This is a genomic window from Rhizobium leguminosarum bv. viciae, from assembly GCF_012276115.1.
In the GTDB taxonomy this organism is placed as follows: domain Bacteria; phylum Pseudomonadota; class Alphaproteobacteria; order Rhizobiales; family Rhizobiaceae; genus Rhizobium; species Rhizobium leguminosarum_T.
Genome location: NZ_WIEU01000019.1, coordinates 38,636 through 60,700, shown reverse-complemented (window position 1 = coordinate 60,700; position 22,065 = coordinate 38,636). Strand labels below are relative to the sequence as shown.

The 22,065-nt window shown below is 60.0% G+C and carries 21 protein-coding genes and 1 pseudogene; 4 read left to right on the top strand and 18 right to left on the bottom strand.

The features are described 5' to 3' along the window. Positions 1–56: 56 nt before the first annotated feature. The 4 genes from GFM02_RS26620 to GFM02_RS26605 form a co-directional block, all read right to left on the bottom strand. The gene (locus tag GFM02_RS26620) at positions 57–1,385 is read right to left on the bottom strand and encodes an extracellular solute-binding protein (RefSeq protein WP_168323275.1); all 1,329 of its coding nucleotides are present in this window, start codon (positions 1,383–1,385) and stop codon (positions 57–59) included. Positions 1,386–1,447: 62 nt separating this feature from the next. Then, on the bottom strand, positions 1,448–2,296 hold the full coding sequence (locus GFM02_RS26615) for an ABC transporter permease subunit (RefSeq protein ID WP_168323274.1): 849 nt from the start codon (positions 2,294–2,296) through the stop codon (positions 1,448–1,450). Beyond that, entirely contained in the window at positions 2,293–3,183 is an 891-nt protein-coding gene (locus GFM02_RS26610) for a carbohydrate ABC transporter permease (protein ID WP_168323273.1), read from the bottom strand. The genes GFM02_RS26615 and GFM02_RS26610 overlap by 4 nt, the downstream gene beginning before the upstream one ends. After that, a complete protein-coding gene (locus GFM02_RS26605; protein WP_168323272.1) occupies positions 3,180–4,277 on the bottom strand; it encodes an ABC transporter ATP-binding protein in 1,098 nt (365 codons plus the stop codon). The genes GFM02_RS26610 and GFM02_RS26605 overlap by 4 nt, the downstream gene beginning before the upstream one ends. A gap of 129 nt (positions 4,278–4,406) precedes the next feature. On the opposite strand from GFM02_RS26605, the gene GFM02_RS26600 reads away from it, so the two are divergent. Continuing rightward, positions 4,407–5,423 (top strand): LacI family DNA-binding transcriptional regulator, encoded by a 1,017-nt coding sequence (locus GFM02_RS26600; protein ID WP_168282903.1) that lies wholly within the window; start codon positions 4,407–4,409, stop codon positions 5,421–5,423. Positions 5,424–5,583: 160 nt separating this feature from the next. Here the strand turns inward: GFM02_RS26600 and GFM02_RS26595 are convergent, their stop codons facing one another. The 8 genes and pseudogenes from GFM02_RS26595 to GFM02_RS26560 all read right to left on the bottom strand — a co-directional run. Continuing rightward, positions 5,584–6,630, bottom strand: a complete 1,047-nt coding sequence (locus GFM02_RS26595; protein WP_168323271.1) for a LacI family DNA-binding transcriptional regulator — start codon at positions 6,628–6,630, stop codon at positions 5,584–5,586. Then, positions 6,627–7,910, bottom strand: a complete 1,284-nt coding sequence (locus GFM02_RS26590) for a sulfatase-like hydrolase/transferase (protein WP_168323270.1) — start codon at positions 7,908–7,910, stop codon at positions 6,627–6,629. The genes GFM02_RS26595 and GFM02_RS26590 overlap by 4 nt, the downstream gene beginning before the upstream one ends. Before the next feature lie 15 nt (positions 7,911–7,925). Beyond that, on the bottom strand, positions 7,926–8,762 hold the full coding sequence (locus tag GFM02_RS26585) for a carbohydrate ABC transporter permease (protein WP_168271167.1): 837 nt from the start codon (positions 8,760–8,762) through the stop codon (positions 7,926–7,928). Then, positions 8,762–9,649 carry a carbohydrate ABC transporter permease gene (locus GFM02_RS26580; RefSeq protein WP_168323269.1) on the bottom strand — a complete coding sequence of 296 codons (888 nt, stop codon included), beginning with the start codon at positions 9,647–9,649 and terminating at the stop codon, positions 8,762–8,764. The genes GFM02_RS26585 and GFM02_RS26580 overlap by 1 nt, the downstream gene beginning before the upstream one ends. Positions 9,650–9,677: 28 nt before the next feature. Further along, a complete protein-coding gene (locus GFM02_RS26575; RefSeq protein ID WP_168323268.1) occupies positions 9,678–10,910 on the bottom strand; it encodes an ABC transporter substrate-binding protein in 1,233 nt (410 codons plus the stop codon). A 116-nt stretch (positions 10,911–11,026) separates the two neighbouring features. Then, entirely contained in the window at positions 11,027–11,962 is a 936-nt protein-coding gene (locus tag GFM02_RS26570; protein WP_168323267.1) for a formylglycine-generating enzyme family protein, read from the bottom strand. Between the two features lie 109 nt (positions 11,963–12,071). Further along, a complete protein-coding gene (locus tag GFM02_RS26565) occupies positions 12,072–13,709 on the bottom strand; it encodes an FGGY-family carbohydrate kinase (protein WP_168323266.1) in 1,638 nt (545 codons plus the stop codon). 54 nt (positions 13,710–13,763) lie between these two features. Next, positions 13,764–13,931: pseudogene (locus tag GFM02_RS26560) on the bottom strand (glucose dehydrogenase); the annotation flags it as partial. Positions 13,932–14,042: 111 nt separating this feature from the next. On the opposite strand from GFM02_RS26560, the gene GFM02_RS26555 reads away from it, so the two are divergent. The 3 genes from GFM02_RS26555 (at position 14,043) to GFM02_RS26545 (ending at position 16,124) form a co-directional block, all read left to right on the top strand. Next, positions 14,043–15,275: a protein-L-isoaspartate(D-aspartate) O-methyltransferase gene (locus tag GFM02_RS26555; RefSeq protein WP_168323265.1), complete on the top strand. Its 1,233-nt coding sequence runs from the start codon at positions 14,043–14,045 to the stop codon at positions 15,273–15,275. 10 nt (positions 15,276–15,285) lie between these two features. Beyond that, positions 15,286–15,738 (top strand): DUF421 domain-containing protein, encoded by a 453-nt coding sequence (locus GFM02_RS26550; RefSeq protein WP_168303557.1) that lies wholly within the window; start codon positions 15,286–15,288, stop codon positions 15,736–15,738. 77 nt (positions 15,739–15,815) lie between these two features. Further along, the gene (locus GFM02_RS26545; protein WP_131665618.1) at positions 15,816–16,124 is read left to right on the top strand and encodes a HigA family addiction module antitoxin; all 309 of its coding nucleotides are present in this window, start codon (positions 15,816–15,818) and stop codon (positions 16,122–16,124) included. Positions 16,125–16,206: 82 nt separating this feature from the next. Here the strand turns inward: GFM02_RS26545 and GFM02_RS26540 are convergent, their stop codons facing one another. From GFM02_RS26540 to GFM02_RS26515, 6 genes are read right to left on the bottom strand one after another with little or no spacing between them, the layout of a single operon-like run. Continuing rightward, a complete protein-coding gene (locus GFM02_RS26540; RefSeq protein WP_168323264.1) occupies positions 16,207–16,971 on the bottom strand; it encodes an FCD domain-containing protein in 765 nt (254 codons plus the stop codon). Between the two features lie 24 nt (positions 16,972–16,995). Further along, positions 16,996–18,060, bottom strand: a complete 1,065-nt coding sequence (locus tag GFM02_RS26535) for a four-carbon acid sugar kinase family protein (RefSeq protein WP_168323263.1) — start codon at positions 18,058–18,060, stop codon at positions 16,996–16,998. Beyond that, positions 18,057–19,049, bottom strand: a complete 993-nt coding sequence (locus tag GFM02_RS26530; RefSeq protein WP_131641753.1) for an ABC transporter ATP-binding protein — start codon at positions 19,047–19,049, stop codon at positions 18,057–18,059. The genes GFM02_RS26535 and GFM02_RS26530 overlap by 4 nt, the downstream gene beginning before the upstream one ends. Beyond that, on the bottom strand, positions 19,049–20,056 hold the full coding sequence (locus tag GFM02_RS26525) for an ABC transporter ATP-binding protein (RefSeq protein ID WP_020047565.1): 1,008 nt from the start codon (positions 20,054–20,056) through the stop codon (positions 19,049–19,051). The genes GFM02_RS26530 and GFM02_RS26525 overlap by 1 nt, the downstream gene beginning before the upstream one ends. After that, positions 20,053–21,009, bottom strand: a complete 957-nt coding sequence (locus GFM02_RS26520) for an ABC transporter permease (RefSeq protein ID WP_168323262.1) — start codon at positions 21,007–21,009, stop codon at positions 20,053–20,055. The genes GFM02_RS26525 and GFM02_RS26520 overlap by 4 nt, the downstream gene beginning before the upstream one ends. A gap of 2 nt (positions 21,010–21,011) precedes the next feature. Beyond that, positions 21,012–21,968, bottom strand: coding sequence for an ABC transporter permease (locus GFM02_RS26515; protein ID WP_168323261.1), 957 nt, complete (start codon positions 21,966–21,968; stop codon positions 21,012–21,014). Between the last annotated feature and the right edge of the window lie 97 nt (positions 21,969–22,065).

Sequence of the window (22,065 nt, the reverse complement as noted above, 5' to 3'; positions counted from 1 at the left end):
GGCGTGGCGCGTATCCCGGGGGGGGAAGACCACCCCCTCAAGAGGGGTTGGAGGAACTAGCGATTGCGACGCAGGACGCGCTCGACGCCGGCCTGCATCGCTTCAACCGTTGCCTGCGGATCGGTGCCTGTCAGCCACATCGCGTTCAAGTCGGTGATCATCGCGTTGTAGACCGCACGTTGGTTCTGGATCTGCGGCAGTGACATGGCATTTTTGGCAGTGTCGGCAAACTCGGCGCGATGCGGCAGGGCCTTGAACTCTTCGGAATTCAGAACCGACTGCCGGGTCGACAAATGGCCGGTACGCGACCATTGGAAGTTGTTGTCGTTCAGGAACTTGAGGAAGGCGAGAGCGGCTTTCGTCTTGTCTTCGCTGCGATCGTCATCCTGCGGGATGACCCACATATGGCTGTCGGCCCAGACGGACGGCTTGGCGTAGAGTTGCGGCACATTGGCGACGCGATAGTCCTTGAGGGCAACTTTGCCGCTCTTGGCCTGGGTATCGTAGTTGTCGACGCCCCAGGTGCCGTTGATCAGAATCCCGGTTTCGCCGTTGAGGAACGCCTGTTCGGAGCCGGGATAATCCAGCGCCGGGTTGGCAAGACCTTCCGAGAAAATCGATGAGATCAGCTTGGCTGCGTTCAGCCCTTCCGCTGTATTGATGCTGGCCGTCTTGCCGTCGTCGGCGAGGACATCGACGCCCTGCTGCCAGAGAAGCGTGTCGAACAGGCGCACCATCATGCCTTCCGAACTCTGGGCTTCCGAACCGATATAGTACTTGCCGGTCGCTTCCTTGAACTTCCTGCCTTGCTCGAGCAGTTCCTCGGGCGATTTCGGCAGGATCGGCGAGCCGTCTGCGTTCACAAGGCCCGCTTTCTTCATCAGGTCCATGTTGACATGGAAGAGCAGCGCATGAAGGTCGTATGGGAGGGCATAAATTTCATTCTTGGCGGTAGCGTTCTTCAACGCCGCCGGTACGAAGTCGCTTGTCTGGATGCCGAGATCGGCAATAGGCTTGGTCAGCGGCGTCAGGAGATCCCGGTCGGAAAAATTCGGCATTATCGAGGCGTGCATGACGGCGACGTCTGGGATGTTGCCGGTGGAATAAGTCGCGGTCAGCAGGTCGTAATAGGCTCCCCACTCGGCCGTCTGGGTGACGACCTTGGCGCCGATGGTGTTTTCTGCGTTGAACTTGTTGGTGAGCGCGGTGATGATGCCGCATTCGCCGTTGGCCTTGGTCACGTCTGTCATCTCGCCGTATTCGCCTTGGCAATCGCCGAAGAAGCGGAAGAACGAGATGTCGACTGCTTGGGCTGCTCCTCCCCAGAGCGCGGTCATCAGTGTCGTGGCGAGCGCCAGACGTTGCAGCATTTTCGTCTTGTGCATCATATCCTCCTTGCGATGCCGTTGCGAAAAACCCGTCCCGGCATGGCCGGTCGGGCCGGTGCCTATTTGCCGGCGCTCATGGCAACACCTGCCACGATGAAGCGCTGGAAGATCAGGAACAGAAGAACGATGGGCAGGCTGGCAAAGACCGCCGATGCCATGACAGCGCCGATGCCCTCCGAGAAAGCGAAGTTGGTCTGGATCGAGGCAAGGCCGACCGTGACCGTGTACATGTCGGCCTTGGTCGCCGAGACGAGCGGCCAGAGAAAGTCGTTCCAGGCGAAGATGAAGGTGAACAGACCGAGCGTGGTCAGTGCGGGCACGGAGAGCGGCAACATAATCTTCAGAAAGATCGTCAGCCGTGAGGCGTGATCAATGGCGGCCGCTTCCTCCAGTTCTTTCGGAACGCTGCGGAAGAACTGCATCATCAAAAACACACCGATCGGCACGGCGACGCGCGGCATGACCAGCGCGAAGTGGGTATTGTGCAGTCCCCAGCCCGAGACCATCGTGTGCAGCGGAATGAACACTGCCTGCTCGGGCACCATCAGGCCGGCAATCACGAGCATGAACAGCGTCTTCTTGAAGGGGAACTCCAGGCGCGCGAACGCGTAGCCGGCCATGGACGAGACGACCAGAACCAAAATTGTCATCGTTACCGAGACGATGAGACTGTGCATCAGCCAGCGCGGCACGGTATCGAGCTTCAGGAGGCCGCTATAATTATCGAGCGTGAATGGGACCGGCAGGAAGCCTGCCGTGGAACGCATCAGCTCGGTATTCGGCTTCAGCGACATGGCGACGACCCAGACGACGGGCAGAAGCCAGAGGATCGCAAAGGCGATGGTTGCGCCGAGGATGAGAACGTCCGTGGCGCGGCGTAGGCCGCTTGTGCGTGCGCTTGCCATCATTCGTCCCCCCTGCGGCCGAGCCAGAGCTGCAGCATTGTGAAGCCAAGCATCAGGATGAAGAGCCCGAACGACATGGCCGTGGCGTAACCGACCTGCCAGTCGCGGAAGCTCGTCTCGTAAATGTACTGAACCAGCGTACGCGTCCGATTGGCGGGGCCGCCCTGCGTCATCAGGTGGGCCTGACCGAAAATCTGGAACTGACCGACGATCTGCAGGACCAGAACCAGGAGCACGGTGTGACGGATCGACGGCAGGGTGATATTTTTCAGGACGCCGAACCGACCGGCATGATCGAGTTCGGCCGCTTCGTAAAGTTCCGGTGGTATCTGGCTTAGTGCCGCCAGAAACAGCGCCATGGGGAGGCCGACACCCCACCAAAGCGTCGTCAACGCAATCGACGGCATGGCGAGCGTCGGGTGCCCGAGGAAATTGATGGGCTTGACGCCGATGAGATTGAAGAGCGGCACCAGCAGGCCGTTGTCCGCAGACAGCACCATCGACCAGATCAGCGTCACGACCGATACCGAAAACACGCTCGACATGAAGAACACGGACCGCAGCACACCCTTGAGCCGCCCCTGCCCGAACACGGCAAGAGCCAGCACCAGGGCCAGTGCTGTCATGGTCGGCACGGTCATGGCGACGAAGGCCAGCGTGTTGCCCACGGTCTTCCAGAAGATCGTGTCGAACCACATGTCCTCATAGTTGAGGAGGCCGATATATTTCCGGTAGCTTCCGGCAAGCTCCCAGTCGTGGAGACTGATCCACAAGCCCTTGAAGAAGGGGTAGACCAGGAACGTGGCGTAGATCACCGCGAAAGGCGCGAGGAAGATGTAAGCGGCGAGTGCGTCGCGCCTGCGCGCGGCGGTCAGGCTGCTGGTACTCATGCTCCACGCACCCCCGAATGCTGGGTAATCGAGACCCTGTTTGCATCGAAGACGTGGCGCGTGCCGGGGCCGATCGCGAAACGGGCGACGGAGCCGATCGAGGGCGCCGCGCCGCCGCGCAGTTCGGAGACGATGGCGGTGCCATCAGCAAGTGTCGCGTAGACAAGTTGCAACGAGCCGAGCTGCTCAACGACATCAACAGTTCCGCTGAGCGCTCCTTCATCGGCCGGCGACAGGATTTCCGGCCTCAGGCCGATCGTCACCGTGTCGCCTTTGGCGGGACTGGCACGAACCTTGGCAGTAAGGCGGGCATCTCCCGCACAGGCGAGTTCGACCATTTCGCCGTCGACGGCTGTGACTGTTGCCGGGAGCAGATTGATGCGCGGCGCTCCGAGGAAACCAGCCACGAAGGCATTGGCAGGGCGCTCGTAAAGCTCGATCGGCGCGCCGACCTGTTCGATCTGCCCGTCCCTGAGGACCACGATACGGTCTGCCATGGTCATGGCTTCCGTCTGATCATGCGTGACGTAGATCATGGTTGCGGCGAGGCGGTGGTGGAGCTTGGCGATCTCGGTGCGCATCGAGACGCGAAGAGCGGCATCGAGATTGGAGAGCGGCTCGTCAAACAGAAAGACATCCGGTTCGCGCATGATGGCGCGGCCGATCGCAACACGCTGACGCTGGCCGCCGGAAAGCGCCTTCGGCTTGCGGTCGAGATAAGGTTCAAGCTGGAGAATGGCGGCGGCCTTATCGATGCGTAAGGCGATTTCGGCCTTCGGCGTACCAATATTGCGCAGGCCGAAGGCCATGTTCTCGCGAGCTGTCATATGGGGGTACAGCGCGTAATTCTGGAAGACCATCGCCACCCCGCGATCGCGGGCGGCCATGTCATTGACCCGGTTGCCGCCGAGCAGGACGTCGCCGCCGGTGATGGTTTCGAAACCGGCGATCATGCGCAGAAGCGTCGATTTCCCGCAGCCGGAAGGTCCGACGAAAACCAGGAACTCGCCATCGTTGATCGAAAGCGAAATGTCACGGATGACATTCACCGCGCCATAGCTTTTGGACACCCCAGCCAGCGTTACTCCTGCCATGCACTCCTCCCAGAGTGATTAGTTATAAATCACTGGTTATAACTAAAATTATTATCAAGCAAGCCCTCACCGCTTTTGCGTTGGTAAAACTTCGTGCTAAGCGGATAGTCAGTCTTGCAAGGGGTTCGCGTGATCAAAAAGCCGACGATGTCCGACATCGCTGCCGCCTGCGGCGTCTCGCAGGCGACCGTGTCGCTTGTGCTCAACAATGCTCCGGGAACGCGCATATCGCCGGCAACGCGTGAGGCTGTTCTCAGTGCGGCGGCCAGGATGGGTTACAGGACGCAGGCTCGGCGCATCGATCGGCGTCCTCTGATTGCCATGCTCATCAACGAGGTGACAAGTTCGCCCCATGTCGCCGGCTTGATCGACGGAGCCGCAGAGGCGGCAAACGAGCTGGGCTATCTGCTCTCGGTGATGCCGACGGACGCCGACGAGGAGGCAGAGCAGGCCGCTCTCGGCCATCTCGCGACGCTGCCAGCTGCGGGCGTCATCTATGCGCGGCTGATCACGCAGCAAGTGACGCTTGCTCCGCAGCTCGCGGAATGGCCGACCGTACTTTTGAACTGTTATACGGTCGACAAGCCTCTGCCGAGCGTGGTGCCCGGAGACCTGTCGGCTGTCATGAAGGCAACGCTGTCGCTGATCGATGCCGGGCATACGCGCATTGCTTATATCGGTGGCGAGGACGCGATCGAAGCCTCTCGCGAGCGCATCAAGGGTTATCGCCGAGCGTTGACAATGCGCGACATTCCTGTCGACAACCATCTTATCATCAAGGGGCGTTGGACGATTCAGGGAGGCTATGCAGCCTTCAAGCGCCTGCAAGCGCTCGATGACCGGCCGACGGCGATATGCTGTTTCTGCGACCGAATTGCCATGGGTGTCTATGAAGCCGCAAAAGAAGCCGGCCTCTCTATTCCGCGCGACCTTTCGGTCATCGGTTTCGACAATGAATCCTATTCCGGCGATATGCTGCCGCCACTCACGACGATGCAACTGCCCCATGCCGACATGGCGCGCTATGCCGTCGAGAAACTTGCCGAGATGATCGCCGCGCCGCGGATGCGGCATGACAACCACAAGGTCAAGCTGGAGTGCGAAATGATCGTGCGCCAGTCGGTCGCGCCAATAGACCCCGTATAGGCCGGATGCCAGGGTGGATTCCCCGGTTGTTCACAAGCGCTTCCTCGGATGACCGGCTCAAGGGCGAAACTCTGTCGCGGTGCCGGTGCATTTGGTTGTCTGCGCGCGTCCGGGCTGGCGCCGACAGCTGGAGAAGGGCTGACTGCTCAGCTCCGACAGTTTAAGCACTAGCTCGCAAGATATACGTCCAGCTCGTGTGGAACGCTCTGGGCGGCTGGCGCTCGCTTGTCGCAATGCTATCTATGAGATAGCGCCCCGCTTCCTCCAACGATCCCCATTCCGGGCCGATCGTGGTGAGGCGCGGCTCGCAATAAAATCCTTCCTCCGCATTACCACATCCCACGACGGCGATCTCCCGCGGCACCGAGATACCCAGGCGGGAAAACTCCTCGATCACCGTCACGGCAGTATAGTCCGACTCGACAAAAACCGCTGTTGGGCGTGGCTCGAGCGCCACGATCCTGCGCGCGCAGTCGGCGGCTAACGATCTTTCGCTGGCCCCCACCATTGTGTCGATGACGACATCACCGTTGAGCCGTCTCTGGTGGTCCATGATGGCTTGAAGACGGTGATTGGGACTAAGGCCGGTATTTTGAACATAGGCAAATATTCGGTGCCCTTTCGAAATGAGATCCTCGAATGCGGTTTCGAGTGCCGCCACGAGGCCGTTGTTCAGCACGCTAAATCGCATTGATCGGGCCGTCGAGTGTATGATGAGGCAATCCTTGCCCATGCCGGCGAAAACTTCGTCAACCTGTTCTTCGCTCAGATACTCAACGTCGGCGACCACACCATCGGCCAAGCCGGCTTCCACTTCCGCAAGGACTTTCTGCAGCTCAGCGATGTTCGATGCCGTTGACACGATCGGCAGCAAACCACGTTCTACGGCAGCCTGGCCCAGATCCTGCACCATCTTATCGGCGTAAGGGATCCCGAGTTTTGGCAGAATGATGCACAGGCGCTCGCTCTTCTGGCGGCGCAAATGACGCGCAGTCTTGTTTGGCACATACCCAAGCGCCTCAACCGCTGCTCGGATACGTTCCCGAGCCTCGGGACCGACACGCTTCAGATGTTCAGCTCTGTCACTGAAGTAAAAGGAAACGGCAGCGGTAGAAACGCTTGCATGGCGCGCGACGTCAGCGACCGTCACGTTCCTTTCGTTGGACGCCGGCTGCAACGGCCGCGCCTGTTTCCCGTGCTCATTCATATCGGCGTTATCGTCGGTAGAGGTTCGCCTGCGTCGGCGATCCGGCGTAGGAGTTCTGTTCGCAGGCTCTTGCGAACATCCTCGAATTCGCCGTGCCTGCAAAGATTATCCAGCTCATACGGATCCTTTTCGAGGTCGTAAAGATGGGTCTCGACATAAGCGGAACCGTTCATGTCATGCCAGCCACTCAACTCCGGCCCGCCCACTTCGTATTTCCAGCGCCTGGTCCTCAAGGCCCGTCCGACATGGCTCTCGCTTATTTGCACGAAAATACTCTCGTTCTCCAACGGAGAACATCGGAATATCGACCGTCCTTGCATCTCGTCCGGCACCGGCAACCCGGCCGCCGCGAGCAAAGTTGGGGGAAGATCGATAAGACTTGCCAACCCCTCGTAGGGGCCGCGGTTCATAAATCCAGGCCCATGAAAAAAGGTCGGAACTCTGATCGATGCCTCGTGGCACGACCGTTTGTATTCCTTGTTTCTCGTCTTGAAATGGCAGCCATGGTCCGACGTGAACAGGATCACAGTGTTGTCGAGCTGCTTGAGACTGATCAACGCATCGACGAGCCGCCCAAGCGCTTCGTCAAGCCGCTGAATCATGCCCATATAGCCGGGATAATGCTCTGAGGACGATCCGCCAAGCACGGCCAGATCGGGGGGCAATTCCATTCTTTCTCGGATACGCTCCTCGTAGCCAACCGGGGCTGGATAATCATCAAACTCGTTTTGGTGGTGTGGCTCGATGAACGACAGAAACAGGAAGTACGGTTTGTCCCGCGGCTGGGCGACATAACGGATTGCGGCGTCTGTCAAAGCGTCGACCCTGTAGCCGGGCAGCTTCACCGCTTCGCCTGCCGCATTAAACATCGTCGTGTCGTAAGCATAGGAGGTGAATTCCAGGATGTTGGACGCCAGCCAGTGCTGATATCCACCTCGCTCCTCCGGCGGCACCGGTTCCCTGGAGGCAAGATGCCACTTGCCGATGTAGCTCGTCTCATAGCCGCCCTTGGCGAAATGGTGGGCCAGCGTCTTCTGTTCCGGAGGAAGCGGGATGTCGTTTCGAAAGCATCCGGTCGTCGTCGGATAGAGCCCGGTCTGAAGCGCGGAGCGCGCCGGGCCGCAAACCGGCTGGCAGGTAAAGGAATTGGGAACAAACATGCCTGCCTGGGCCAAGCGGTCGAAATTCGGCGTAAACCTGAGTGGATGACCGTGAAGTCCAACTGTGTCCCAGCGCTGCTGGTCCGTGAAGAACACGATGACATTCGGAGAAGAGTTCATGATAACCTCGTTCGACTATTTCATCCCGGACATCATCACCGACTGGACGAAATAACGCTGCATAAACACGAACAGCAGAAGGCTCGGGACGAAGAGAATGACCCCGCCCGTTGCGGTCAGATTCCACTGTGTAAAGAATTCGGAATTGAACAGAGTGAGCCCGGTGGTGATTGGCCGCATTTCGACCGAGCTGACGACGACCAGCGGCCAGAGAAACTCGTTGAACTGAAAGACGAATGTGAGAAGCCCGAGCGTGGCCATTGGTGGCCCAAGCTGCGGGAGAACGATCGCACGATAGATCCGCCACTCCGACGCTCCGTCCAGCCTTGCCGCATCGAGAAGCTCCGAGGGGACCGGCCGGATGAACTGACGCATCATGAAGATGCCATAGGCGCTCATCGCGAACGGCATGATCAGCCCCTGATAGGTGTTGAGCCAGCCGAGCTCCGCCGTGAGAATATAGAGCGGGATCATTCTGATGAAGAAGGGCAGCATCAGGGTCGATAGCAGGGCGGCAAACAGGAAGCGCCGGCCCGGGAATTCTAGCTTGGCAAACACATATCCGATCAGCGGATCGAACAGCAGATGGAGTATCGTTATGCCTCCGGCGATCACGAAGCTATTGACGATGAAGCGGGCAAAGGGAGCTTTGTCCCAAATGGTGATGTAGTTCGAGAATTGCAGTTCCGAGGGGATGATAACTGGCACGCCGCTGAACAGATCGGCGTCGCTCTGCAGCGATAACGACACCATGTAGAAGAAAGGAAAAAGCGCCAGGATCACGAAGAATGCGAGCACAAGATAGGTGATCAGAGACGTTCCAACCGAGCGCTGGTTTGCTACGCTTGCCATCAGTAAGAGATCTCCCGATTCAGGAAGCGGAACTGCAAGGCGGTGACGACCAGGATGACGATCAACATCAGAAATGACAGTGCCGATGCATAGCCGATATTGAGTTCGACGAAAGCCGTTTCGTAGACATGCAGCGCGTACAATCTTGTCGCTTCGGCAGGACCGCCACCCGTTAAGAGATATGGGGCCGAAAGGTCCTGGAGGTGGGCGATCATGCTGATGACGGCGAGAAAGAGCGTTGTCGGGGTCAGCAGCGGAACGGTAATGCGGAAAAACTTCTGCCTGGCCGATGCCCCATCGACGTCAGCCGCCTCGTATAGATCCTTGGGAATCGATTGGATCGCCGCAATGTAGATCAGCATTGCATATCCGATATCCTTCCATACCGTGACTGCGATGATGGTCGGCAAGGCGGTCGACGGTGTGCTCAGCCAGTTCTGCATCGGTAGCCCCAGGGAGGCCAACATTGCATTCAACATGCCGGTGTATGGGTCGAGAATGCTTTTCCACATCAGCGCAACGATAACGAAGGAAATGATGTAGGGGAAAAAGATGATCGCCCGGATCGTCGTTGCAGCCTTGACGGGTCCGGCGAGGATGGCGGCCAGGCAAAGGGCAGGCAACAGAGTCCCGATCGTTCCGCAGATTGCGAAGACAGCGGTCCGGATGAAGGCATTGCGAACCCTTTCGTCCGTCAGCGCTTGCATATAGTTGTCAAATCCGGCGAATTCGGAGTCACCGATCAGCGGCTGCCCGCGAAAGAAGCTGGCCCAAAGTTCGACGGCGATCGGGTAGAAGAAGTAGACGGTGAAATACAGGATCGCCGGCGACAATACGATATAGGCAAACGTTGCCTGACGGCCTTGGTGGCTGTTCAAGGACTTCATGCCGGCGATCTCCGGTTCTACTTTTTCGTCACTTTTTCTGAAGTTCTGCGTTTGCCTTTGCAGCGTAATCCGACAGCACTGCCTGGGCGGGCTTGTTGTTGTAGAGAATGTCCTGAACAGCCGCTTTGAACAGGTCCTGAACAGTCGCATTCTTGCCCGTCAGGGAGAGTTCCGCCGACGAATCCACCGCGTATGGTAGGCACTGACTGAATTTCCCGAGCACCGGATCAGACTTGACCTTTGGATCGGCAGCCCAGGATTTGCGCGGCATTGTCATGCCATTTGGTATCGAGGCCGCCAGTTCGGCATCAAGCGAGACCAAGCGCTTCAACAGATCCCACGCTTCCGCCGGATGTTTGGCATCCTTCGGAATGAAGACGCTGACACCTCCGGACATCGTTGCCTGATCCTTCTCTGTCAGCGAAGGCGCGACATCCCAATGCAGCTTTGGATTGCCTGTTTTGATGGGTCCGACATCCCATGGCCCTGTCAGGATCATGGCTGCCCGTCCAGCCGTGAACAGTTTTTGCGGACCCTCATAATCAGCGCCGGCGACAGGAAGGGTTGCGGCCTTATCCTTGTGGATCAGATCGGCGACGAACTGCAGCGCTTGAGCGGACTCGGGACTGTCGAAAGTCACCTTATTGGCGGCTTTGTCGTAAAACTTGCCGCCGTTTTGATAGATCCAGGGTGTGAAGTAGGTGGCCACCTGGTTGGGTGCGAAGCCAAATCTTCCGCTCTTCGTAACGGCAATGGCGGCGTTGCGGAATTCTTCCCAGTTGGCGGGTGGCTTTTCAAAACCTGCCGCTTTCAGCAGATCGACGTTATAAACCAGCGTCGCGCACGTCAGGTGTAATTGAACGCCGTAGTACTTTCCATCGATGGTATTTCTCGCCACCGAAAAGTCCTGCCAATCGTCAGGATAACCCATCGCCTTTCCGTCTTTGGCGACGAAGTCGTTGAGGGCGGTTATCTTTCCTTGCAACGCGAATTCCGGCACCCAGCCACCAGGTTCGGCAACAAGATCCGGCGCATTACCAACAGACAGGTCGGCCACCAGCTTCGTGCGCAGATCCGGCCATTGAAAACGGCCCCACTCGACGGTCCAGCCGGGATGATCCGTTTCGAACTGTTTGATGACGTCTGCATAAGCTCGGTAGGCGTGGCCGGCGTTCCAATAGATTCTTAGGGTTTCGGCCTTTGCTGGTGCGCAAAGCGCGAGGCCAAGTGCGGTAACGGCTATACGATTGACAAGCTTCATCTGTCTCCTCCTAGCGCAATCCTGGCCATATGTAGCAGGACGCCCCTCCTCAAGAACGTCGTGCAGCCAGCAAGTTAATGGATTAACTTACCTTGGCCGCGCTGTCAATCTGCCGATCAATTGATGTCGAAAGCGATGCGAAAGCCTATGTGGCCGGTCGTGGAGTCGCCGGTGCTGCCCATTCGAGCAGCGATGCGATACCGATGGCAGTAAGATGCATGACAGAGGTAAGAGCCGCCTTTCAGAACTCTTTTTCCTTCCTGTTTGGATGCCGAATTGGCTGAGTTGGCCGCCTTTCGGAGAGAACGAACGCGGAATGGATCGGCGGTCCATTCCCAACAGTTTCCGACCATATTGTAGAGACCATATCCGTTTGGCTCGAAGGAGAGTGCCGGCGCCAGGCCGGCATACCCGTCCGCAGCGGTATCAAGGTCGGGAAAACGTCCTTGCCATATGTTGCAGGGTGTGAACGTCTCGCTCGGCTGTTCATCGCCCCATGGGTAGACGGGCTGGTCGAGGCCGCCGCGTGCGGCCTGTTCCCACTCAGCCTCACTCGGCAATCGTCCGCCCGCCCAGTGACAATAGTCCGACGCATCCTGCCAGGAGATGTGTACGACAGGAAAGTTCCGGAGCTTTTCAAGCGACGAACCCAGACCACTGGGGTGGCCCCAATTAGCGCCCTCGACCTTCCGCCACCATTCGGCGCCGACTACTCCCGATGTCGGAATATTTCCATCGAGGAATTTATAGAAAACGTAGGACCAGCCAAGTCGCTCCGCCTCGGTCACGTATCCGGTTGCCTCGACAAACCGCGCGAATTGTTCGTTGGTGACTGCGCCGACAGATATTTCGAACGCGTTTATTTGAACCGACCTGACCGGTCCCTCACCGTCATGAGGCAACAAAGGCCGGCTCGTTCCGACCAAGACGCGACCACCTTCAATTCGGGCAGTTTGCAACACCGGACGGGATGAAGCAGAGTGGATCGAGGCCCGCGGCCCGTGCGGAACTTCCTGTCCGCCCGTCGATTGAAAACCACAACAACTCGCCATCAGCCTGCCTCCTACAGCATTGCAGATCTAAGCTTACATAAGGGGCTGACGGAACCATAATCCAGCGGCCCTCTAGCTACCGCGCCGCCTGACTTGGCGTTGGGATACCTTAACTGCCGATACGCAGCTTGCGCGCCAGCGCCTGAAGCTCCTTGAACCCTTCATAGCGCTTGTCATGAATATTGGGGATCGCCCCTTCTGATGGCAGAAATGTCGTTTCGACCGCCGAGAGTGTCGTCATCGCTTCGCGCACATCCGCAAACAGCCCGCCGGCGACCGCGCCCAGGATGGCGGCCCCCAGGAGCACCGGTTCCTCAGCCTTTGTCGCGATGACCGGCTTGCCGCTCGCATCGGCGAGCAGCTGGCGAACGAAATCGTGCTGGCCGGCGCCACCGCTGATGACGATGTTTTCGATGGTAACGCCCGCATCGGCTTGCGTCTCGATGATCTGCCTCAGGCCGTAACCGATACCGCAAAGCCCTGCGACGTAAAGCGAGACCAGGCTGCCTATATCGTCCTCCATCCCGAGACCGGCAATGATTGCGCGGGCGTGCGGATCGGCAAAGGGCGCGCGGTTGCCGAGGAACTCGGGAACGACGTGCAGTCCGCTCGCAAGCGTGACGGCGTCGGAAGAACGGCCCGCCTTTAGGGCGGCCATATCTGCAAGCAAAACCGGCAGCGGAACGCCCGCCTTCTTCGAAAGCTCCCGCGCTTCCGCGGCAGCCGGATGGAAGGAGAGCAGCTGGTCGATCGCCGCGCCGGCGGCACTCTGGCCACCCTCGTTCAGCCATAGTCCCGGCACCATCGCCGAATAATAAGGCCCCCAGACGCCGGGCACGAACGACGGTTCTGCTGTCGATGTCATCGTGCAGGAGGAGGTGCCGAAAACATAGGCCAGATTGGCTTGTGGACCGGCACCCGTGCCGACGGTTCCGATTCCGCCCGCATGGGCGTCGATCAGTCCGACAGCGACAGGCGTTTCCGGCTTCAGGCCGAGCTCGCCGGCTGCAGTCTTGGTCAGTCCTCGACCGAGGGCCGAGCCGGGCTCGACGATAGCCTGACCGATGCGGGCAAACTCTTCGTCGGCGAGACAGCCGAGGCCGATCTGATGAAAATAATCGCCATCCCAGCGGTTTTCATGAGCGAGATAGGTCCACTTGCAGGTGACCGTGCAGGTCGAACGCGACAGATCGCCGGTCGCTCGCCAGGTCAGGAAATCTGCAAGGTCGAAGAATTGCCACGCGGCATCAAAAACCTCAGGGCGATTTTCCTTCAGCCAGAGAAGCTTGGGCGTTTCCATCTCAGGCGAGATACGGCCGCCGACATAACGCAGGACGTCATGGCCGAGCGCATTGATGCGCTCCGCCTGCGGGACGGCGCGGTGGTCCATCCATACGATGATGTCCCGGTTCGGATCTTCCGAAGGCCCGACAGGAAGCGGCTTGCCGCCTTCGCCAAGGACGACGAGCGAACAGGTGGCATCGAACCCGAGCCCCATGACGGACGCCGGATCGACCCCGGCCGAGGAAACCACTTCGCGCACTGCCGCGCAAACGGCCGCCCAGATCTCGGTGCTCGATTGCTCAACCATGGAGCCCGGTTCGTGAAACAGGGTGATATTCCGCTTGGCGGACGCAAGCATCCGGCCGGTTAGGTCGAACAGGCCGGCGCGGGCGCTGCCGGTGCCGACGTCGACGCCGATGACATGTTTGGCATGTGCTTCTGGCGTGCGAGATGTGTCGCTCATGGTCTCTCCTTTGAAATCGGCAAGGATCAGGCTAACTGCAGTCTGGGCCGGTGTTTACAGATCCACGCTATTCGGCAGAATCACCAGATCGCGGACGGTCACATTACGCGGTCGCAACAGCATGAAAAGGACGGCGTCGGCCACTTCTTTCGGCTGCATCAGGCTGCCATTGGCCAGCGCTTCTTCCATTTTCGCTTTCGGCCAATCGTCTAGCAAGCTGCTCCGTTCCGCAGCCTGCGCATCTCAGGAACTCTCCGGTCGCCCATTTGTTTTATATTCTGCACCGCCCAGAAGTTTGCCCCCCGATGCAATCGGCGACAGTGGAGCTGATCCATGGATATGACGCGCATCCGAGATCGCATGGTGGAGCACCACGTGACGCGTCGTGGCATTCGCGATCAAAGCGTCATCGGAGCGATGCGCATGGTACCGCGCGAAAAATTCGTTCCTCCAGGCTCCGAGGAATTCGCCTATGAGGATGCACCGCTGTCGATCGGCGAGGGCCAGACAATTTCGCAGCCGTTCATCGTGGCGCTGATGCTCGAAAAGGCCAATCTGAATGCCGGTGACAAAGTGCTCGAGGTCGGAACCGGCTCCGGCTATGCTTCGGCCCTCATCAGCCGGATAGCAAGACATGTCTACTCCATCGAGCGTCATGAAAAGCTGGCGTTTCAGGCCAGGGAACGGTTCGAGAAGCTGGGATACCGCAACATTGACGTTCGCGTCGGCGATGGCAGCAAGGGCTGGGCGAAAGCCGCTCCGTTCGATGCCATTATCGTTTCTGCGGGCGCACCCGAGGTGCCAACCGCCTTGAAAGAACAGCTGCACCTTGGAGGGCGGCTCATCATCCCGGTCGGCGGCGGTGAAGGGCAGCGCCTGAAACGGTTCACGCGCACCGGCGCCGCCGCATTCGAGGAAGAAGATCTCGGCGGGGTACTCTTCGTTCCCTTGATCGGCGAAGACGCCTGGACAGCTTCACATCCAATGTACACGGCGACGACCCCCTCATTGCCGGGAACTATTGCGCCCAAGCCAAGTTCTCCGCCAAACGCACAGGGAGGGGGCATGGGACAGACAAACAAGTTGCCCGCGTTGCCGGAAGGCGTGCTCGATCATAGCGAATTTCAGCAAAGGTTCTGGGCTGTCCAACGTATTTCCTGGATCGTGTTCATGCTTCTTTTGGTGACCTGCTTGCTGGGATTGCTGGGAAGAGGTGGTCCGTTTTCGCGGCAAACACTCGTATTGCCCGAAGGATCCGTGGATTTTCCCGTCATCTCCCGATGGAATGCCCCCGAGGACATGACCGTGACCTTCACGCCGTCATCCGAAGACAGGGTCTTCACGATCGATGCCGCCTTTCTTCAAAGCTTTTCAGTTGAGGGGATCGATCCGCCCCAAAAGGCGACCTTCGCGCGCGACGGCCGGATAGGTTATGTGTTCCCCGCCGACCCGGCTGGGCCGACGCAGATCGTCTTCCGGCTGCAAACGCAAGTTCCCGGCCTTCGTCGCGCCCTCATCGGCATGGGCGGCGAGACTCGCACCCAATCGACTTTCATCTTTCCATGAGGGCGGCACGGTGGAAGCGGTATTACGTGGACTGGCAATTTATTTCACGCTGCTCGTGATCATCCGTCTGTCGGGAAGGCGGACATTGGCCCAGATGACGCCGTTCGATCTGGTCATCGTGCTGGTGATCTCCGAAACCACCCAGCAGGCGATGCTGGGCGATGACTTCTCGATCACCAACGCCGTCATCTTGATCCTCACGCTGTTTACGACCGATATCGGCCTGTCCTACGTGAAGAGGTGGTGGCCTCGCGCAGCTCATATAATCGATGGTGTTCCAACCATTCTGGTGACGGATGGCGTCTACGACGAAGGCGCACTCAAAGGTGCCCGGCTGCAGAAGGAAGATGTCATGCAAGCGGCTCGAAGCCAGGAAGGCATCGAGAGCGTGACGGAGATAAAATTTGCCATCCTCGAAGTGAGCGGCAACATCAGCATCATCAAGAAGCAGAAATCCGGCTGACAATCGATCTCTGGCATCAAAAGATCAAATGTGATCTTGTCACATCACTGAGGCGGCTCTGACTGGGGAATGATCCAATGCCCGTATATGAAACGACGAGGCCGACGACGCGTTGCCCTTCCCACCCTGGGGCACTGCTTGAGGACATCATCCCTGCAACGGGAAAAACCAAGGTGGAAATCGCCAATCTGCTCGGAATCTCGCGCCAGCAACTCTACGATATTCTGAACGAGAAGAAGCCGGTTTCGCCCAATGTCGCTGCCCGACTTGGGAAATTGTTCGGTGATGGCCCCGCAATATGGCTGCGCATGCAGGCTGCCTATGATGCTTGGCACGCCGAACGGGAGGTGGACGTCTCCAGCATCCCGACGATCAGGGCGGCATGATCAAAAGCGCGCTTATCGGCATTGCCGAGGCAGCAGCGAAAACATCGTGATGATCTTTCTGCTTTTTCGAGCGGGATGCGCTTCAGAAGGATAGGTCGAGCACTCTGCCCTCGAACAGGCGATCCCGGGAGCCTTCGAGATGCGCTTTCATCAGTCTTTGCGCATCGTCTGGCCGGCCATCGGCGATCGCCTTGTAGATGGCGTTATGCTCCTCATAGACCTGTTCCAACCCCTGGCGGGGGCCGAGCAAAGAGAGGCCGTGGAGATGCATGCCGACGGCGATATGGGCTTTCAGCGCATCGATCGAGGCCGTGTAATAATGATTGTTGGCAGCCTCCGTCACCGCGCGGTGGAAGAGGAAATCCGCATCGGTGCGGTGAAGCTGATGGCTGGTCGCCTCGCGCAGATCCGCAAGCGCACTGGCGATCTTCTGAATCGCCTGCTCATTGCGGCGTTTGGCGGCGAAATAGGCGGCGGCCGGCTCGATCGTCAGGCGGAATTCGTAGCAGCGCTGAATGTCGGCGATCGTCTTGACCGGCGAATAGGCAAGCTGCGTCGTCGGTGATCCATGTGCGCCGACGAAGGTGCCGGCGCCCTGCCGGGCATAGACCATGCCCTGATCGCGCAGGCGCGCCAGCGCATCGCGGACGATCGGCCGCGACACACCCAGCATGGAAGCGAGCTCGTGTTCGCCGGGAAGGCGTGAATCCGGCGGATAGTTTCCGCCGCGGATACGCTCGAGCAACTGGTCGAAGACGCGATCGACCAGCTTGACGGCCTTGCCGCGTTCGGGCTTGCCCTGCGGGCCGGCTTCCGCGTTCAAAGATTCGCCATTCCCTTCAGCCACGTCATTCTCCTCGGCGGTATCTTACTATGCCGCCCGATTCCAAAGGACTAGTCTTAGCAAACTATCGGGCTTGCCGAAGCCCCCCGACTTCACGGCGCACCGAAAATGCCGCCCGTCGGCTGCCGTGACATCGAACCACGGCACGCCGGCTTCGATTTCACCCTGCGGCGCCAACACTCTGACCCCGAGCGCCTGGAAAACGGCAAGGGCCGTATCGCCGCCGCCGACCATCAGCATGTCAGGCTTGGTATCGCCGATAACCGATCTGACGCCCGCCGCAAAACGGCGGGCGACCAATGCCGCATCGGCTGCCATATCGCCGGAGCAGCGCAGCAGCGCCGGCAGCGCCATACCCTCCCCGACTTCGACCTGCCCCATCGGCGCGTCCACGACCATGCGCAGGACACCCGAGGCTTGGAGCCGCTCCATCTGGATAGCGGTAATCGGGTCGCGCGAGCCAAAGGCAAACAGGGTGCGCCGGGTCGCCGCAAATTCCGGCACCGGCTGCCGCCCCATTTCGCCGAGCTGGCGGGCAAGCGCGGCCCCGAGGCCCCTTGCGCCGACCGCAAGTGTCGTCAGCCAGTCATGCCCCTCTGCGATCTGGTCGAGATCGCCATCGTCCTCGGCATCGGCAATCACGACGCCGTCCGCGCTGATTTCGAACAGCTCAGCGATCGGCAGCGGCTGGTTGATGCCGCGGCCGACGACACACCCTCGGTAGGTCAACCGCTCCTGATCGGGAATGGCGGGCGCTACTAGGATGGTCTTCCGATCGAATGCCTTCGCCAGCGCAAGGCTCTCGGCCGCGACATTGCCCTTGAGCCGGGAATCGATCTTCTTCATGACGACCGCGGGCTTCTCGCCACGAAACACCGCCGCCGCCGACCGTACTCTTTCGGCGGCTTCGCGCTCATCCAGCGCGCGGGAGGCGGTGTTGATGACGACAACGTCACAGCCGGTGGCGATCGCATCCTCTGCTGCCTCGACATCGACGGCAACCGCAACCGAAAGACCGGCTTCGACGAAGGGTGTGCCGGTATCGAGCGCGCCCGTCAGATCATCGGCAATGATGGCGGCCTTCAGCGTCATGCGGTCTGTCCGGTGTTGACCGCATGACAGGCGACGAGATGGCCGGGTTTTGTTTCCTGCCACGCGGGGATGACCTTGCTGCAGACATCCATGGCAATCGGGCAGCGCGTATGGAAACGGCAGCCGGATGGCGGGTTCAGCGGGCTCGGCACATCGCCCTGCAGGATCTGGCGCTGGCGGGTGCGCTCATGCTCGGGATCGATCTCCGGAACAGCCGACAGCAGCGCCCTGGTATAGGGATGCAGCGGATTGTCGAAGAGTTCCTCGCGGGTGGCAAGCTCTGCGAGCCGCCCGAGATACATGACGCCGACACGGGTGCTGATATGGCGCACGACCGCGAGATCATGGGCGATGAACAGATAGGTCAGCCCGTATTTTTCCTGCAGATCGAGCAGCAAGTTGATGATCTGTGCCTGGATCGACACGTCGAGCGCCGAGATCGCCTCGTCGCAGACGATGAATTTCGGCTGGCAGGCAAGCGCCCGGGCGATGACGACGCGCTGGCGCTGACCGCCGGAAAGCTCGTGCGGATAACGTTGGGCAAACCGAGTCGGCAGGCCTACATCAGTCAAAAGTGTCGCGACCCTGTCCTTCAGCTCGGCCTTGGTGCAGAGCTTGTGGAAGAGGATCGGCTCACCGATCGCCTCGCCCACCGTCATGCGCGGATTGAGTGTCGAATAGGGATCCTGGAAGACGATCTGCAGGTCGCGGCGGAAGGGCCGCATCTGCTTCTCGTCGAGCGCCGCGAGATCCTGGCCCTTGTAGACGACTTTGCCGCTGGTCGCCTTGTAGAGGTTGAGGATGGTGAAACCGGTGGTCGACTTGCCGCAGCCGGATTCGCCGACCAGGCTCAGCGTCTCACCTTCCATGATGTCGAGATTGACATTGTCGAGGGCATAGACGGTTGCTGAGCGTTCGCCGAAGGCGCCGAGCTTTACGTGGAAATGCTTGACCAGATTTTCGATCTTGAGCAGTGGTTGAGCGCCCATCACGCGGCCTCCTGCATTCTCTGGACGACGAAACAGGCGGCGCGGTGGTTGGCGCTGCCGCTCAACGGTTCGAGCTGCGGTACCTTTTCGTGACAGATGTTCTCGGCAAGCGGGCAGCGCGGCGCAAATGGGCAACCCTTCGGCCGGCGGCCAGGCTCCGGCGGCGTACCGCCGATCGAGCTCAGCCGGCTTGCCGGCGGGTCCGAGAGCTTCGGGATCGATGACAGCAGTCCGCGCGTATAGGGATGGCTCGGGCGGGCATAGAGCTCGTCGACCGGCGCATCCTCGACCACCGTGCCGGCATAGAGCACGGCGACGCGATCGACGAGGCCGGCGATCAGCGCCAGATCATGGGTGATCCAGACGACCGACATGCCGAGCTTGGCCCTGAGATCCTTCACCAGATCGACGATCTGGGCCTGGATGGTGACGTCCAGCGCCGTTGTCGGCTCGTCGGCAATCAAAAGCTTCGGATTGCAGGCAAGGCCGATCGCGATCATCACGCGCTGGCGCATGCCGCCGGAAAGCTCGTGCGGATAGGCCTGCAGCCGTTCTTCCGGACCGGGAATGCCGACAAGGCGCAGAAGCTCGACGGCACGGGCGCGGGCCTCCGACTTCTTCATTCCGCGGTGATAGATCAGCGGCTCGCAGATCTGGGCACCGACGCGCATCACCGGATTGAGCGAGGTCATCGGATCCTGGAAGACGAAGCCGATATCGCCGCCGCGCACCTTGCGCAGCTCGCGATTCGACATCGTCTGCAGATCGCGGCCGTCGAATGTCGCCGATCCCTTGGTGACCTTGATCTTGTTCGGCAGCAGCCGCATCAGGCTCAGCATCGTCAGGCTCTTGCCGCAGCCGGATTCGCCGACCACACCAAGCGTCTCACCCTTGTTGACATGCAGATCGATGCCATCGACGACCACGGCCGGGCCGTTGCGGCCATCGATCTCGACGGTGAGGTTCCTGACATCGAGCAGGCGGTCGGTGCTTTTCGTATCCATCATTTGCTGCCCCGCGGATTGAGCGCGTCGTTGAGGCCATCGCCAAGGAAGCTGAAGGCAACCGAGGCAAGGCCGAGCACGGCCGCCGGAGCGGCGAGAAGGTGGGGATAATGCTGCCAGACACGCAGGCCGTCGGAGATCATGTTGCCCCAGCTCGGCGTTGGCGGATTGACCCCGACGCCAAGGAAGCTGAAGGCGCTTTCCAGCACCATCGCCGTGCCGAGACCGGCGCTGACCGAGACGATCAGCGGTCCCAGCGCATTCGGAATCACATAACGCTTGATGATGATCCAGTTCGACAGGCCAAGCGCCTGGGCCGCGGTGATATAGGGTCGGCTGCGGATCGACAGCACCTGGGCGCGGACGAGACGGGCGTAAGGCGGCCAGGAGATCAGCGCCATCGAGCCGAAGACGAGGATGAAATCCACCCACATGGTTTCGCGATAGAAGGGATTGAGGGTCTCGAGGTAACGCGCCTCCATCCATTTGCTGATCGGCGATTTCAGCGAGGCGTTGATGACGACGACGAGCAGCAGGTTGGGAACCGACATCGTCACGTCGGTCAGCCACATGATGGCACGATCGAACGGATTGCCGAAGAAACCGGCAACGGCGCCGAGCACGAGACCGATCAGCACGGCGAAGACGGTGACGATGACGGCGACGAGGAAAGCGGTGCGCGTGCCGAAGACCACGCGGCTGAAGACGTCGCGGCCGAGATCGTCGGTTCCGAAGAGATGGCTCATCGACGGCAGGACATTGCGGGCGTTGAGGTCCTGGCTCAGATAATCATAGGGCGTAAGGTAGGGGCCGAAGATCGCCGTGAAGGCGAGGATCAGGACGATGACGAGGCCGAAGATGGCAAGCCGGTTGCGCTTCAGCCGATACCAGGCGTCGCGCCACAGGCTGACCGGCTCTTCGTCGGTTTCGATGGTGGAAAGAGGGATGGCGGACATGGTCAGCGGCTCCTTCTTGAATCATTGGCGCGCGGGTCGAGCAGCGGATAGAGCACATCCACCAGGAGGTTTGAGACCATCACCAGGAACGACCCGATCAGCGTGATCGCCAGAATGACCGGATAATCGGAATTGATCAGCGCCTGCACCGTCAACCGGCCGAGGCCCGGCAGGCCGAAGACGAGTTCGACGAAAATCGCGCCGTTGACGATGGTGATCATGATCAGGCCGAGCTGCGTGACAACGGGAGTCAACACCGGCCGCAGGATATGGCGCAATGCCACGATGATCTCGGGCACGCCCTTGGCGCGGGCGGTGCGGACGAAATCCTCCGACAGTACCTCGATGACGGCGGCACGCGTCTGGCGCACGATCAGCGCGATCGGCTGGAAGGAAAGGACGGTGAGCGGCAGCAGGATACGGACATCGAGGATACCGCCCCAGCCGTAAGGCACGCTCGCACCCGGCAGCAGCACGATGAGGCCGACCATCAGCAGCGGACCGGCGACATAGGCCGGGATCGCCCAGAGAAAGAGTGCGGAGCCCAGAATGGCATAGTCGATGCGCGAATTCTGGTTGAGCGCGGCGATCATGCCGAGCGGTATCGCGACGACGGCGGTCAGGATGATGGAACAGAGCGCAAGCTGGAAGGAGACGGGGGCTGCGGCCGAGACCATCGCCCAGACGGAGCGGCCCGAGGTCAACGAATTGCCGAACTGGCCGTGCAGCAGGTTCCAGATGTAAAGGCCGAACTGGACGATGAAGGGTTTGTTGAGGCCGGCACTTTCGCGAATGGCTTCGATGCGCTGCGGATTATAGGCGACGTCGCCTGGCGCGCGCAGGAAGATCAGCTTGATCGGATCGCCGGCGCCATAGAAGGCCAGCGCGTAAACGGCCAGCATCACCACCAGAACGGACGGAATCCAGATGGCAAATCGGGTTAGCACGTAGCGCAGCAAGGCCACCTCCCACCTGTTGTTCGATGCGTTCCCGCATTTGGCTGCGATCGCATCTCTTGTTCTTGAAACTTGCGCGAAGGCCTTGCGGCCTTCGCGC

Coding starts and splice junctions, on each gene's coding strand:
- GFM02_RS26620 (WP_168323275.1), bottom strand. CDS start 1,385: ATGCACAAGACGAAAATGCTGCAACGTCTGGCGCTCGCCACGACACTG.
- GFM02_RS26615 (WP_168323274.1), bottom strand. CDS start 2,296: ATGATGGCAAGCGCACGCACAAGCGGCCTACGCCGCGCCACGGACGTT.
- GFM02_RS26610 (WP_168323273.1), bottom strand. CDS start 3,183: ATGAGTACCAGCAGCCTGACCGCCGCGCGCAGGCGCGACGCACTCGCC.
- GFM02_RS26605 (WP_168323272.1), bottom strand. CDS start 4,277: ATGGCAGGAGTAACGCTGGCTGGGGTGTCCAAAAGCTATGGCGCGGTG.
- GFM02_RS26595 (WP_168323271.1), bottom strand. CDS start 6,630: ATGAATGAGCACGGGAAACAGGCGCGGCCGTTGCAGCCGGCGTCCAAC.
- GFM02_RS26590 (WP_168323270.1), bottom strand. CDS start 7,910: ATGAACTCTTCTCCGAATGTCATCGTGTTCTTCACGGACCAGCAGCGC.
- GFM02_RS26585 (WP_168271167.1), bottom strand. CDS start 8,762: ATGGCAAGCGTAGCAAACCAGCGCTCGGTTGGAACGTCTCTGATCACC.
- GFM02_RS26580 (WP_168323269.1), bottom strand. CDS start 9,649: ATGAAGTCCTTGAACAGCCACCAAGGCCGTCAGGCAACGTTTGCCTAT.
- GFM02_RS26575 (WP_168323268.1), bottom strand. CDS start 10,910: ATGAAGCTTGTCAATCGTATAGCCGTTACCGCACTTGGCCTCGCGCTT.
- GFM02_RS26570 (WP_168323267.1), bottom strand. CDS start 11,962: ATGGCGAGTTGTTGTGGTTTTCAATCGACGGGCGGACAGGAAGTTCCG.
- GFM02_RS26565 (WP_168323266.1), bottom strand. CDS start 13,709: ATGAGCGACACATCTCGCACGCCAGAAGCACATGCCAAACATGTCATC.
- GFM02_RS26555 (WP_168323265.1), top strand. CDS start 14,043: ATGGATATGACGCGCATCCGAGATCGCATGGTGGAGCACCACGTGACG.
- GFM02_RS26545 (WP_131665618.1), top strand. CDS start 15,816: ATGCCCGTATATGAAACGACGAGGCCGACGACGCGTTGCCCTTCCCAC.
- GFM02_RS26535 (WP_168323263.1), bottom strand. CDS start 18,060: ATGACGCTGAAGGCCGCCATCATTGCCGATGATCTGACGGGCGCGCTC.
- GFM02_RS26530 (WP_131641753.1), bottom strand. CDS start 19,049: ATGGGCGCTCAACCACTGCTCAAGATCGAAAATCTGGTCAAGCATTTC.
- GFM02_RS26525 (WP_020047565.1), bottom strand. CDS start 20,056: ATGATGGATACGAAAAGCACCGACCGCCTGCTCGATGTCAGGAACCTC.
- GFM02_RS26520 (WP_168323262.1), bottom strand. CDS start 21,009: ATGTCCGCCATCCCTCTTTCCACCATCGAAACCGACGAAGAGCCGGTC.